At 69.8% G+C, this 13,699-nt stretch carries 10 protein-coding genes; 4 read left to right on the forward strand and 6 right to left on the reverse strand.

Features of this window, described 5'->3' with window-relative positions:
• Positions 1-40 precede the first annotated feature (40 nt).
• Both AC5Y5Z_RS21025 and nei2 read left to right on the forward strand, forming a co-directional pair.
• The gene (locus AC5Y5Z_RS21025; RefSeq protein ID WP_499927310.1) at positions 41-4,594 is read left to right on the forward strand and encodes an ATP-dependent helicase; all 4,554 of its coding nucleotides are present in this window, start codon (positions 41-43) and stop codon (positions 4,592-4,594) included.
• Positions 4,595-4,597: 3 nt separating this feature from the next.
• A complete protein-coding gene (nei2, locus tag AC5Y5Z_RS21030) occupies positions 4,598-5,368 on the forward strand; it encodes an endonuclease VIII Nei2 (RefSeq protein ID WP_473139725.1) in 771 nt (256 codons plus the stop codon).
• Positions 5,369-5,370: 2 nt separating this feature from the next.
• On the opposite strand, the gene AC5Y5Z_RS21035 is transcribed toward nei2, so the two are convergent.
• The 3 genes from AC5Y5Z_RS21035 to pstS all read right to left on the reverse strand — a co-directional run bounded on the left by AC5Y5Z_RS21035 (position 5,371) and on the right by pstS (position 8,748).
• On the reverse strand, positions 5,371-6,291 hold the full coding sequence (locus tag AC5Y5Z_RS21035) for an extracellular catalytic domain type 1 short-chain-length polyhydroxyalkanoate depolymerase (RefSeq protein ID WP_463828314.1): 921 nt from the start codon (positions 6,289-6,291) through the stop codon (positions 5,371-5,373).
• A 54-nt stretch (positions 6,292-6,345) separates the two neighbouring features.
• Positions 6,346-7,542, reverse strand: a complete 1,197-nt coding sequence (locus AC5Y5Z_RS21040; RefSeq protein WP_499927313.1) for a PPE family protein — start codon at positions 7,540-7,542, stop codon at positions 6,346-6,348.
• Positions 7,543-7,638: 96 nt separating this feature from the next.
• On the reverse strand, positions 7,639-8,748 hold the full coding sequence (gene pstS, locus AC5Y5Z_RS21045) for a phosphate ABC transporter substrate-binding protein PstS (protein WP_463828316.1): 1,110 nt from the start codon (positions 8,746-8,748) through the stop codon (positions 7,639-7,641).
• Between the two features lie 239 nt (positions 8,749-8,987).
• On the opposite strand from pstS, the gene AC5Y5Z_RS21050 reads away from it, so the two are divergent.
• Together AC5Y5Z_RS21050 and AC5Y5Z_RS21055 are read left to right on the forward strand one after the other, a co-directional pair.
• Positions 8,988-9,311, forward strand: a complete 324-nt coding sequence (locus AC5Y5Z_RS21050) for a DUF732 domain-containing protein (RefSeq protein WP_463828317.1) — start codon at positions 8,988-8,990, stop codon at positions 9,309-9,311.
• 85 nt (positions 9,312-9,396) lie between these two features.
• A complete protein-coding gene (locus AC5Y5Z_RS21055) occupies positions 9,397-9,603 on the forward strand; it encodes a hypothetical protein (RefSeq protein WP_463828318.1) in 207 nt (68 codons plus the stop codon).
• Here the strand turns inward: AC5Y5Z_RS21055 and AC5Y5Z_RS21060 are convergent.
• The 3 genes from AC5Y5Z_RS21060 to AC5Y5Z_RS21070 form a co-directional block, all read right to left on the reverse strand.
• Positions 9,560-10,387: a pseudouridine synthase gene (locus AC5Y5Z_RS21060; RefSeq protein WP_499927378.1), complete on the reverse strand. Its 828-nt coding sequence runs from the start codon at positions 10,385-10,387 to the stop codon at positions 9,560-9,562. The two genes, AC5Y5Z_RS21055 and AC5Y5Z_RS21060, sit on opposite strands and share 44 nt — an antisense overlap.
• Before the next feature lie 50 nt (positions 10,388-10,437).
• The gene (locus AC5Y5Z_RS21065) at positions 10,438-12,180 is read right to left on the reverse strand and encodes a glycerol-3-phosphate dehydrogenase/oxidase (RefSeq protein ID WP_463828319.1); all 1,743 of its coding nucleotides are present in this window, start codon (positions 12,178-12,180) and stop codon (positions 10,438-10,440) included.
• A 99-nt stretch (positions 12,181-12,279) separates the two neighbouring features.
• Entirely contained in the window at positions 12,280-13,692 is a 1,413-nt protein-coding gene (locus tag AC5Y5Z_RS21070) for an NAD(P)H-quinone dehydrogenase (RefSeq protein ID WP_463828363.1), read from the reverse strand.
• Positions 13,693-13,699 lie beyond the last annotated feature (7 nt).

Genomic DNA, 13,699 nt, shown 5'->3' on the forward strand with positions numbered 1-13,699 from the left:
CTCCACCGGTGTTGTCGGTGCCTGTTGACACGATGGTGTGGTGAGTAATCCACCTGGGGCGCTGGCCCGGTTCAGTGCGGTCACGCGTGACTGGTTCACCAGCACCTTCGCCGCGCCCACCGACGCGCAGGACGCCGCCTGGAATGCCATCGCCGACGGTGACCACACGCTCGTGGTGGCGCCCACCGGGTCCGGCAAGACACTGGCGGCCTTCCTATGGGCGTTAGACAACCTCGCCAGACTGGCCTCGTCGGACCGGCCGGCAGGCACCCGGGTGCTGTACGTCTCGCCGCTCAAAGCGCTGGCCGTCGACGTCGAACGCAACCTGCGCACCCCGCTGGCCGGACTGACCCGCCTCGCGCACGTCCGCGGCCTGCCCGCACCGCAGATCAGCGTGGGCGTCCGGTCCGGTGACACCCCGCCGGCACTGCGCCGCCAACTCATCACCCACCCGCCCGATGTGCTGATCACCACTCCCGAGTCACTGTTTCTGATGCTGACCTCAGCAGCCCGGGAGACTCTGGCCGGGGTGCAGACGGTCATCGTCGACGAAATCCACGCCATCGCGGCCACCAAGCGCGGTGCACACCTGGCGCTGTCGCTGGAACGGCTGCGCGATCTGTCCGAGCGGGGCCCGGCCCAGCGCATCGGGTTGTCGGCCACCGTGCGTCCGCCCGAGGAGGTGGCGCGCTTCCTTTCCGGCGGGTCCCCGACCACCATCGTGGCGCCGGCGTCGACCAAGACCGTCGAGCTCTCCGTTCAGGTGCCGGTGCCGGACATGACCAATCTGGCCGACAACTCCATCTGGCCCGATGTCGAGGCGCGGCTGGTGGATTTGATCGAGTCGCACAACTCCACCATCGTGTTCGCCAATTCGCGGCGGTTGGCCGAGCGTTTGACCGCACGGCTCAACGAGATCCACGCCGAACGCTCCGGTGTCGCGGTGGCACCGGACGGCAACCCGACGGTGCCCGGCGGCGCACCGGCCTACGTGATGGCCAGCGGGCAGACCTTCGGGGCGCCCACGCTGCTGGCGCGGGCCCACCACGGCTCGGTCAGCAAGGAGCAGCGCGCCCTGGTCGAAGAGGATCTCAAAGGCGGGCGGCTCAAAGCCGTGGTCGCCACCTCCAGCCTGGAACTGGGCATCGACATGGGCGCAGTCGATCTGGTGATCCAGGTCGAGGCGCCCCCGTCGGTGGCCAGCGGCCTGCAGCGGATCGGGCGGGCGGGCCACCAGGTGGGCGAGGTGTCGCGCGGGGTGTTGTTCCCCAAACACCGCACCGACCTGCTGGGCTGCGCGGTCAGCGTGCAGCGCATGCTCACCGGCCAGATCGAGACCATGCGGGTGCCCGCCAACCCGCTGGACATCCTGGCCCAGCACACGGTGGCGGCCGCGGCCCTCGAGCCGATCGACGCCGACCGCTGGTTCGACACCGTACGCCGCAGCGCGCCGTTCGCCACCCTGCCGCGCAGCGTGTTCGAAGCAACCCTGGACCTGCTGTCCGGCAAGTATCCGTCCACCGAGTTCGCCGAGCTGCGACCGCGGCTGGTCTACGACCGCGATCACGGCACCCTGACCGGGCGGCCGGGCGCGCAACGGCTGGCCGTCACCTCCGGTGGGGCCATCCCCGACCGCGGATTGTTCACCGTCTACCTGGCCACCGATTCCGAGAAACCGTCGCGGGTGGGTGAGCTGGACGAGGAAATGGTCTACGAATCCCGGCCCGGCGACGTCATCTCGCTGGGCGCCACCAGCTGGCGCATCGTCGAGATCACCCATGACCGGGTGCTGGTGGTTCCCGCTCCGGGCCAGCCCGCCCGGTTGCCGTTCTGGCGTGGCGACGACGTGGGCCGGCCCGCCGAACTCGGGGCCGCGCTGGGCGCGCTGACCGGCGAGTTGGCCAGCCTGGACCGCGACGCGTTCGGCAACCGTTGCGCGAACTGGGGTTTCGACGACTACGCCGCCGAGAACCTGTGGCGGCTGCTCGACGAACAGCGCACCGCAACCCGGGTGGTGCCCACCGACACCACGCTGCTGATCGAGCGCTTTCGCGACGAGTTGGGCGACTGGCGGATCATCCTGCATTCGCCCTACGGGCTGCAGGTGCACGGCCCGCTCGCGCTGGCCGTGGGGCGGCGGCTGCGCGAGCGCTACGGCCTCGACGAAAAACCGACCGCCTCCGACGACGGCATCGTGGTGCGGTTGCCCGACACCGGCTTCTCCGGTGACGACACCCCGCCGGGCGCCGAGCTGTTCGTGTTCGACCCCGACGAGATCGACCCGATCGTCACCGCTGAAGTCGGCGAGTCCGCCCTGTTCGCATCGCGGTTCCGGGAGTCGGCGGCCCGCGCCCTGCTGCTGCCCCGCCGCAATCCCGGACGTCGCTCGCCGTTGTGGCAGCAGCGCCAGCGCGCCGCGCAGTTGCTGCAGGTAGCACGCAAATACCCGGACTTCCCCATCGTGTTGGAAACGATCCGCGAATGCCTGCAGGACGTGTACGACGTCCCCACCCTCACCGGGCTGATGGCGCAGATCGCGCAGCGCCGGGTGCGGGTGATCGAGGTGGAGACCGCCAAACCCTCGCCGTTCGCGGCGTCGCTGTTGTTCGGTTACGTCGGCGCGTTCATGTACGAGGGCGATGTCCCGCTGGCCGAGCGCCGCGCCGCGGCACTGTCGCTGGACAGCACGCTGCTGGCTGAGCTGCTCGGCCGGGTGGAGCTGCGCGAGCTGCTGGACCCCGAAGTGATCGCCGGTACCGGGCGCCAGTTGCAGCACCTGTCGGAAGACCGGGCCGCCCGCGACGCCGAAGGTGTCGCCGACTTGCTGCGACTGCTGGGGCCGCTGACCGCGGCGGAAATCGCCGCCCGCTCGACGGCCCCCGACGGCCCCGCCCTCAACGGTTGGCTGGAGGGGTTGCACGCCGCCCGGCGCGCGTTGACCGTGTCGTTCGCCGGACGCAGCTGGTGGGTGGCCGTGGAGGACATCGGCCGGTTGCGCGACGGTGTCGGCGCGGCGGTTCCGGTGGGCCTGCCCGCGAGCTTCACCGAGGAGGTGGCCGACCCGCTGGGCGAACTGCTGGGCCGCTACGCACGCACCCGCCCGCCGTTCACCACCGCCGAGGCCGCCGCCCGGTTCGGTCTGGGCCTGCGGGTCAGCGCCGACGTGCTCGGACGGTTGGCCGGTGACGGCCGGCTGGTGCGCGGGGAGTTCGTCGAGAGCGCCGGGGGCGCCGGCGCCGAACAGTGGTGCGATGCCGACGTGCTGCGCATCCTGCGGCGACGGTCGCTGGCAGCGCTGCGCGCGCAGGTGGAACCGGTCAGCACCGCCGCCTACGGTCGATTCCTGCCGGCCTGGCACCACGTCGGGGACAGGTCGTCGGGGCATGCCGGCCTGGACGGCCTGGCGTCCGTCGTCGATCAGCTCGCCGGGGTGCGGATCCCCGCTTCCGCACTGGAACCGCTGGTCCTGGCGCCCCGGGTGCGCGACTACTCCCCCGCCCTGCTCGACGAGCTGCTCGCCACCGGCGAAGTCACCTGGTCGGGTGCGGGGTCGATCTCGGGCAGCGACGGCTGGATCGCACTGCATGTCGCGGACTCCGCGGCCCTGACGCTGGCCACCCCGGCCGACATCGAAGTCACCGACGTCCACCAGGCGATTCTGGACACTCTGGCCGGCGGCGGCGCGTACTTCTTCCGCCAGCTCGCCCAGGGTGGCCACGCCGAGGCAGCGCTCAAAGCGGCGCTGTGGGAACTGATCTGGGCCGGCCGCGTCACCGGCGACACGTTCGCGCCGGTGCGGGCATTGCTGGGCGGCGGCGCGGGTGCCCGCAAACGCTCGGCTCCGGCGCACCGCACCCCACGCGCGCCGCGGCTGAGCCGCTACAGCGTCGCGCATGCGCAAACCCGGCCCAACGACCCCACCGTGGCCGGACGGTGGTCGGCGCTGCCGGTGGCCGAACCGGACTCCACCCTGCGGGCGCACTTCCAGGCCGAGCTGCTGTTGAATCGACACGGCGTGCTGACCAAAGGCGGGGTGGCCGCCGAAAGCGTGCCCGGCGGTTTCGCCACCCTCTACAAAGTGTTGCGCGCGTTCGAGGATGCCGGTCGCTGCCAGCGCGGTTACTTCGTCGAATTGCTGGGTGGCGCCCAGTTCGCGGTCGCCTCAACCGTCGACCGGCTGCGCAGTTACCTCGACGGTGTCGATCCGCAACGGCCCGAATACCACGCGGTCGTGCTGGCCGCCGCCGACCCGGCCAACCCCTACGGTGCGGCGCTGCCGTGGCCCGCCGCGCGTACTGACGGGGCACGGCCCGGCCGCAAGGCCGGCGCACTGGTGGTGTTGGTGGACGGCGCGCTGGCCTGGTTCCTCGAGCGGGGCGGCCGGTCCCTGCTGACCTTCACCGAGGACCCCGGGGCCGCGCGCGCGGCGGCCGCCGCGCTCGCCGATCTGGTGGCCGGCCGGCGGGTGTCGTCGATCCTGGTCGAGCGGGTCGACGGCGTCTCGGTGCTGCAGCCCGACGGACCCCAGGACGTGCTGGCAGCGCTGGTGGAAGCCGGATTCGCCCGGACCCCACGCGGACTGCGACTGCGTTGAGCCATGCCTGAAGGGGACACGGTCTTTCACACCGCGGACGCGCTGCGCCGCCAGTTGGCCGGGCAGACGCTGACGCGCTGCGATATCCGGGTGCCGCGGTACGCCACCATCGACCTGACCGGGCAGGTGGTGGATGAAGTGCTCAGCCGCGGCAAGCACCTGTTCATCCGGGTCGGCTGGGCCAGCATCCACTCACACATGAAGATGGACGGCAGCTGGCGAGTCGGCAGCCGGCCCAAGCCGCGCATTGACTACCGGGCACGGATCGTCCTGGAAGCCGGTGACACTCGCGCCGTCGGAGTCGACCTGGGGGTGCTGGAAATCCTCGACCGAGCCACCGATGCGGCTGCCGTCGAGCATCTGGGACCCGACCTGCTGGGCGACGACTGGGACCCGCACCGCGCCGCCGCCAACCTGACCGCCGACCCGGACCGTCCCGTCGCCGAGGCGCTGCTGGACCAGCGAGTCATGGCCGGGGTCGGAAACGTCTTCGCCAACGAACTGTGTTTCGTCAGCGGACACCTGCCGACCGCGCCGGTCAGCGCTGTCGCCGACCCGCTGCGGCTCGTCTCCCGGGCCCGGGACATGTTGTGGGCCAACAGGTTTCGCTGGAACCGCTGCACCACCGGCGACACCCGGGGTGGCCGGTTGATGTGGGTCTACGGGCGCGCCGGGCAGGGTTGCCGGCGCTGCGGCACGCCCATCGCATCCCAGGACCCGGCGCCGGGCAGCGCCGATCGGGTGCAGTACTGGTGCCCGTCCTGCCAGCGCTAGCGCTAGCCGTCCCGGCCGTGGGACAGGAAGAACTGGGCGATCACCTGCGAGCCGTCGAACGCCCGCGTGGTGGACCCGATGACCGTCTTGGGCAGGTACTGCTTGCTGCCCGGCCAGGTGTGGCCACCCTTCTCGATCTGGTAGTGGATCACTTCGGTGTTGTCGGCGCAGTTGCGGGAATCGAACCGGCGCACGGCAGTTCCGTCGCCCACGTCGGGCAGTTGCTCGACGGTGGGGTTGCCCGGGCAGCGGTCGACGACCCGCCACCGGTCGACGATGCTGTTGGCCGAGATCGCGTGGCTCAGTCCGCCGCGACCACGGACATCGCCGCCGTTGTACGGCACCACCGCATCGCTGGTGCCGTGCGCCTCCAGCACCGACACCGGCCGCGACGGATTGCACGCCACACCTACCCCCAACGTGCCCGAAATCGGCGCGATCGCGGCGAACACATCGGCGCGGTCGCAGGCCAACCGGTTGGACATGAACCCGCCGTTGGACATGCCGGTCGCGAAGACGTGCCCGGGGGGCACATTGAATTCATCGCGCAATTTAGTCACCAGCGTCACCAGAAAACCGACGTCGTCGAGCCGGCGGCGGTCCGCCGGAGCCGCCCCCCGGCCGTCGGCCCAGCTCTTGTCGTAGCCGTCGGGATAGACGACCAGCAGGCCGTTGGCGTCGGCGACGGAGTCGAAGTCGGTAAGCCCGCGCTGGCCGGCACCCGTGCCGCCGCCACCGTGCAGGTTCAGCACCAGGCCCACGGTGGGCCCGGGCGGCACATGCACCACATAGGTCCGGTTCAGGCCGCCGTACTGGAGCATCCCGGCCTGATTCCGGGCACCGGCGGCCTGCACCTGCCGTTCGCTGCACCCGGCCAGACAGACCAGCAGAACGGCCAGGGAGAGCAATCGCGCCCAAGGCATCAGTCAAAAGTACCGATCGCAGCGAGTGGAGCGGTACGGCGGCGGGGTGAACACTCATCCCGCCGACGGCGAGCGTGGAATGAACTTCCCCTCGACCTCCAGACCCATGGCCAGGTCTTCGTACTTCTGGTCCTTGCGTTTACGCCAGCCGCTGCCTGCGGCAATCGGTGGCGCCATCAGCGGCGGCAGCATCGGGAATCCGGCGTCGACGTCGCCTGCGGGCAGCGGCGACGCCGCCGAAGCGAGCTGCACCGGCAGGTGGGCGGCGGTCAGCACGCCCGTCGCGGCGGGCGGCGCAGACAGGTTGCCCATCGACACTGCGACGCCCATCGCTCCCGTCGGGGTCCCCGCCGCGCTGAAGGCTCCGACTGCCTCAGCCAGACTGGCCTCCGCACCGCCCAGCGCCGTCTCCCCTTCCGACAGGCCGGAGAAAACATCCGGAGCGATTCCCTGCAGTGCCTGGGCCGAGGTGGTCTGCGCAAAGTAGCTGAGCAGGTTGATCGGGAACCCGGACGAGACGAACTGGTTCAGATAGGTGTTGGTCAGGCCGAACCAGCCCTGATTGGGGTCGAACGTGACGCCCACCGCCTGCAGCAGCGCATCCAGCGGAGACACCGGCGGCGCGACCGCATCGGCGGGCAGGACCAGCGTCGCGGCGGCCGCCGCGGCGGGTACGGCCTCCGCCTGCGCCACCGATACGGCCTGCGCCTGCGCCGCTGAGCTGCCCGGGTCTGCGATGGACGGCGGCGTCGAGAACAGCTGCCGCACCGCGGCCTGTGCGGTGGTCGACTCGTAGCTGTACATCGCTGTCGCGTTGTTGACCCACATGCGCTCGTACTGGGTCTCGGTGGCGGCGATGGCCGCGAGATTGTGGCCGAAGGTGTTGGTGGCCAGCAGTTGCGCGAGTTGGGCGCGGTTGGCCGCCACCGTTGCGGGAGGGACCACCGAGGCGAGAGTGGATCCGAACGCGGCGGCAGCGACCTGCGCCGAGGCGGCCAGCTGGTGACACTGCGCCGCAGTGGTGCGCAGCCAGGTGAGATAAGGCGCGACGGACTGGCTCATCGCCAGGGTGGAGGTGCCGCGCCATTCCGCGGCCAGCATCGACAGCACGGCGGAGTAATTGCCGGCCGTCTCATCCAGGTCGGTGCTGAGCGCCTGCCACGCGCTGGAAGCCTCGAGCAGCGATCCGGCACCGGGACCGGCGTGGATCAGCGCCGAGATGACCTCGGGAGGCAGACCTATGTATTCCATAGCACCTTTATATGACGTAGTGAAGGAATTTTTGGAAACTTTATGTCGACCGCAGCGGGAAGAACCCCGAAACATTGCGCGTCGGCCAAGCCCCGATCACGCGATGGCGCTCACCGCGGCGGCCAACCGAGAACCGAAATCGGCCGGCACGGGAACGTAGCCGTTGTCCGACAGCCCGGCCTGACCAGGACCGATCGTGGCTTGCAGAAATGCCTTGACCGCGCGGCCCGCTTGGGCATCTGGGTACTTCGAGCACACGATCTCGTACGTCGCCAGCACGATCGGGTAGGAGCCCGGTTGGTTCGGCCGGTAGAACGAAATCGTGTCCAGCGCCAGATCGTTGCCCTCCCTGGTGAACCAGGCACCGGCGATGGTCTTGCCTACCGAGTCACCGCTGATCGATACCGGTTCAGGACCGGCCGACGTGATGATCCCGGCGGTGTTGAGCCGTTGCCGCTGCGCGAAGGACCACTCCAGGTAGGTGATCGACCCCTCGGTGGCACCGACGGCGGCGGCAACGCCGTCGCTTCCGGCGAATCCGTCGCCCACACCGCCCTTGAACTGCTTTCCGGCGCCCCTGCCCCAGGCGCCGTTGGCGGCCGTGTCGAGGTATCGCTGGAAGTTGTCCGAAGTTCCGGACTCGTCCTTGCGGAACACCACCCGGATGGGCGCCGCCGGCAGCGCGACGCCGGCGTTGAGCGCGGCGATCGCCGGATCGTTCCAGGTGGTGATGGCGCCGTTGAAGATTCTGGCCGCGGTTGGGCCGTCGAGACTCAACGACGACAGGCCTTTGATGTTGAACGCGATCGCGATCGGACCGAACACCACCGGCAGGTTCCACGCCGGTGACCCGCAGCGCTGCGTGGCCCGGTCGTACTCGCTCCTGCTCAGCGGTGAGTCGGAGCCGGCGAACTCGGTCCGGTTGTCCAGGAAATCGCTGATCCCGCCGCCGGATCCGTTGGTCGTGTACTTCAGCGTCTGGCCCGGACATGCCTGTTCGAACGCCTTGACGAACAGGGTCATGGCATTTTCCTGCGCGGTGGACCCGCTGGCGCGCACGGTCGGCTCGCCGCCGCAGGCGACGTTCGCCGACCGCGTGGTCGCACTCGACGCCGGGCTCGGGTGCTGCTGCGTCCCGCAGGCCGAAACCGCCGCGGCGGCGAGGGCGGGCGCGCTCAGGAGGGCACCGAACCGACTAATTTTCACGGTGATTCCTCGGACGGCAGGTGGTGGGCGTCCCCGCGATCATCGGGTCCGGTACAGATCATCCAGCAGGGAAATGTGATCGGCCATCGCTGCGGCGGTCCGGGGTCGCCAATTCAGCCACAGTTCCGTTTGGGTACACGGTCCGGACACCTAAGCTGTTAGCTCATACCAACTTCACATGCAATGATCAGCATGTCAGCAGGACATGACGCGACCAGCACAGGCGAGGGGGTTCAGCGATGGCGATCCGCCGGCTGCGTACGAGCTTTCTCGTGCTGCTGGGACTGCTGAGCTGTGCCGGCGTAGCCGCCCCACGCGCGCACGCCGACGCTGTCGACGACCAGTTCCTCAACGCGATGCGGTCCAAGGACATCCATTTCGGCTCGTCGCAAGCAGCCCTGCTCGCCGGCCATCAGGTGTGCAACGAACTCGACCAGGGCAAGCAGAAGAGCGACGTCGCCAACGACGTGTCCACCAGCAGCAACCTCGACGGCTATCACGCGGGGTTCTTCGTCGGCTTGAGCATCGCCGCGTTCTGCCCCAGGCATCACGCGTCAAATTAAGTTTGTGTGTCCGTCTCGGATTCGCGGGCTCGGCACACATACACTCTGGCGATACGCCTCACCGGGAGTCGAACTGATCAGCAGAGTGTTCTCCGTCGTCGTCGCCGCGCTGTGCGCCGCCCTGGTCACCGCCACCGCGGTCGGCGCCGAAGATGAGGCCGAGCCCAACATGTTCACCGAGCTCAGTTGCACGTGCGACGTGGTGCCGAGCGAGGCCATCGCCTCCGGGGACCCGGTCAGCGCAGGGATCAAGGACGGTCTTGCCGGGTTGCCGGGAGCTCTCGGCGACTGACGAACTCCCGGTGCGCGCCCGTCACCGGATCGTCGAATTCGATGCGCTGCGCCAGCAACTGCAGCGGCGTGGTGAAGTCGCCGTCGGGGACGGCTATGACGTTGGGGTACAACGGATCTGCGAAGATCGGCAGCCCCAGCGACGCCATGTGCACCCGCAACTGGTGGGTGCGTCCGGTGCGTGGCGTGAGCCGGTAGAGACCGACGGGCGACAGCAGCTCGACCAGTGTCTCGGCGTTGGCAGGTCCCGGTTCGCAGACCGCCTGCAGTTGGCCTCGATACTTGACGATGCGGGTGCGCACCAGCTGCGGCAGCGTCACCGACGAGTCGACCGCCGCTCGGGCCAGATAGACCTTGCTGACCTCGCCCCGGGCGAACAGCGTCTGATAGGCGCCCCGGATCTCACGTCGGGTGGTGAACAGCAGGACGCCGGCCGTCAGCCGGTCCAGCCGGTGCGCGGGGCTGAGTTCGGGTAGGTCCAACGAGCGCCGCAACCGCACCAGCGCGGTCTGCGCGACGTGGCGTCCGCGCGGCATCGTCGATAGGAAGTGCGGTTTGTCGGCGACGACGATGTTGTCGTCGCGGTAGAGCACCGGGATGTCGAACGGCACCGGCACCTCGTCGGGCAGGTCGCGGTACAGGTAGACGTGCGCGCCGCCGGGCAGCACGGTCGCGTCGTCGATCACCGCGCCGTCGGCGTCGACGACTTCGCCGGCCAGGACTTTGGCGCGCGCGGGCGCGCCGAACCGCGCGGTCAACTCCGCCAGGACCGGCCCGCCGTACATCCGGACCCGTGCCGGACCCAGCCCGTCGCGAACCGGCAGCGGGGCGGCCCTCAATTCAGGGGCACCGGTTCGAGGATCTCCGCGCGCGCCTCGGGTGCGCTGGCGCGCAACTCGTCGGCGGACACGTCGTCGGGCTGGGCCTGCGACAGGATCTCGGCGGTCACCCGCGCCTTGTAGTTGTCGACCTCGCGATCCACGTCGGCCGCACTCCAGCCCAGCACCGGCGCCACCAGCTCGGCCACCTCGCGCGCGCAGTCGACGCCGCGGTGGGAGTACTCGATCGAGATCCGCATCCGGCGCGCCAGGATGTCCTCGAGGTGCAGCGCCCCCTCAGCCGCGACGGCGTAGAGTGCTTCCACTTTCAGGTACCCGGGCGCGTCGGTGATCGGCCCCAGCAGGCTGGGGTCTTTGGCCGCCATCGCCAGTACCTCGTCGATCAGCGACCCGTAGCGATCCAGCAGGTGGCGCACCCGGTAGGGGTGCAGGCCACGCATCGCGCCGACGTTCTGGGTCTGGTTGATCAGGGCGAAGTAGCCGTCGGCGCCCATCAACGGCACCTTCTGGGTGATCGTCGGCGCGACCCGGGCCGGAATGAACTCGGCGGCGGCATCCACCGCGTCGGCCGCCATCACCCGGTAGGTGGTGTACTTGCCGCCGGCGATCGCGACCAGGCCGGCCGCGGGCACCGCCACGGCGTGCTCCCGGGACAGCTTGGAGGTCTCCTCACTCTCCCCGGCCAGCAGCGGCCGCAGCCCGGCGTAGACACCGTCGATGTCGGCGTGCGTCAACGGGGTGGCCAGCACGGTGTTGACCGTGCCCAGGATGTAGTCGATGTCGGCCTTGGTGGCCGCTGGATGGGCCAGATCGAGGTTCCAGTCGGTGTCGGTGGTCCCGATGATCCAGTGGCTGCCCCACGGGATAACGAACATCACCGACTTCTCGGTGCGCAGGATGATCGCGACGTCGCTGACGATGCGGTCCCGCGGCACCACCACGTGCACGCCCTTGGAGGCGCGCACCTTGAACCGACCGCGTTGCTTGGACAACGCCTGGATCTCGTCGGTCCAGACTCCGGTCGCGTTGATCACCACGTGCGCGCGGACCTCGGTGATCTCGCCGTCCTCGGAGTCGCGCACCCGCACCCCGGTGACCCGGTCACCCTCCCGCAGCAGCGCCACCACCTGGGTGGACGACCGCACCACCGCGCCGTAGTGCGCCGCGGTGCGCGCCACCATCATGGTGTGTCGGGCGTCGTCGACCACGGTGTCGTAGTAGCGGATGCCCCCGATCAGCGAGTTGCGCTTGAGGCCCGGGCTCAGCCGCAACGCCCCGGCGCGGGTCATATGCTTCTGCGCCGGCACCGATTTCGCGCCGCCCAGACTGTCATAGAGGAAGATGCCCGCAGCCATGTAGGGCCGTTCCCACAGTCGCTTGGTCAGCGGGAACAGGAACGGAAGCGGCTTGACCAGGTGCGGCGCCAGCGTGGTCAGCGACAGCTCGCGTTCGAACAGCGCCTCGCGCACCAGGCCGAACTCGAGTTGTTCCAGATAGCGCAGGCCGCCGTGGAACATCTTCGAGGAGCGACTCGAGGTGCCCGAGGCGAAGTCACGCGCCTCCACCAGCGCCACCTTCAGCCCGCGGGTGGCCGCGTCCAGGGCGCAGCCCGAGCCCACCACCCCGCCGCCGATCACCACGACGTCGAATTGCTCGGTACCGAGACGCTCCCAGGCGAGTGCCCGCTGTTCGGGGCCCAGGGCCGACGCGGCGGGTTCGCTCTCGATCGGGTTGCTCACGACCACAGACTCCTGTCGGTTACTCGTCAGTAGCGGTACTCAGCCAAGGCTAGTGGGTTGCCGGTCCTCGAGTCGGTCTTCACTCTGTGAATTCGACGATCAGTCCAGATCGTCGTGGGCCATCAGCCGCCGGGCGGCCTCGGTGATCGAACCGGACAGCGACGGATAGACGGCCAGGGTCTGGGCCAACTCGTTGACCGTGATCCGGTTCTGCACCGCGACCGCGATCGGCAGGATCAGCTCCGAGGCGATCGGCGCCACCACCACCCCGCCGATCACCACGCCGGTGGATTTGCGGCAGAAGATCTTGACGAAGCCCTGCCGCAGCCCCGACATCTTGGCGCGGGCGTTGGTGTGCAGCGGCAGCATGATGGTCCGGGCGCTGAACTCGCCGTCGTCGATCGCCGACTGGGGAACCCCGACGGCGGCGATCTCCGGCCGGGTGAACACCGTCGCCGCGACCGTGCGCAGCCGGATCGGGCTGACACCTTCGCCCAGCGCGTGATACATCGCGATGCGGCCCTGCATCGCCGCCACCGACGCCAGCAACAGCAGGCCGGTGCAGTCGCCCGCGGCGTAGATGCCCGGCACCGACGTCCGCGACACCCGGTCCACCTTCAGATAGTCGCCGGGGCCCAGCTCGATGCCGACCCGCTCCAGCCCGAGACCACTGGTGTTGGGGACCGACCCGATGGTCATCAACGCGTGGCTGCCCTCGACCGTGCGTCCGTCGGTCATGGTGACCAGGACGCCGTTGCCGGTGCGCTTGACCGACTCGGCGCGCGCGTTCTTGAACAACTTCACGCCGCGCTCGGCGAACGACTCTTCGAGCACCGCCGCGGCGTCGGCGTCTTCGTAGGGCAGCACCCGGTCGCGGCTGGCCGCCACCGTCACCGGCACCCCGAGCTCGGTGTAGGCGTGCACGAACTCCGCGCCGGTCACCCCCGAGCCCACCACGACGAGGTGTTCGGGCAGCTCCTTGAGGTCGTAGAGCTGCCGCCAGGTCAGGATGCGCTCGCCGTCCGGCTGCGCCGACGGCAGGACACGCGGGCTGGCGCCGGTGGCGATCAGCACGACGTCGGCGTCGTGCTCGGTGACGGTCCCGTCCGCGGCCGTAGCTTTGATCCGGTGCCGGGCCAGGTTGGGGGCCGGGTCGATCAGCTCACCGCGCCCGGCCACCAGGTGCACGCCCACATCGCGCAGTTGCGCCGCGATGTCCTCGGACTGCTCGACGGCGAGGTTCCTGACCCGCGCGTGGATCTGCGGCAGGTCGATCTTGGCGTCGTCGATGTCGATCTCGAAGCCGAGTCGCGGCGCCCGGCGCAGCTCGGTACGCAGCCAGGTCGAGGCGATGAAGGTCTTGGACGGCACACAGTCGTCGAGGACGGCCGCGCCGCCGATGCCTTCGGAGTCGACGACCGTGACTTCGGCATCGGGGCGCGAGTTGGCGGCCACCAGGGCCGCCTCGTATCCGGCCGGGCCGCCGCCGAGGATCACGATGCGCGTCGTCACAGCCACC

Source organism: Mycobacterium sp. NGS29 (assembly GCF_059812965.1).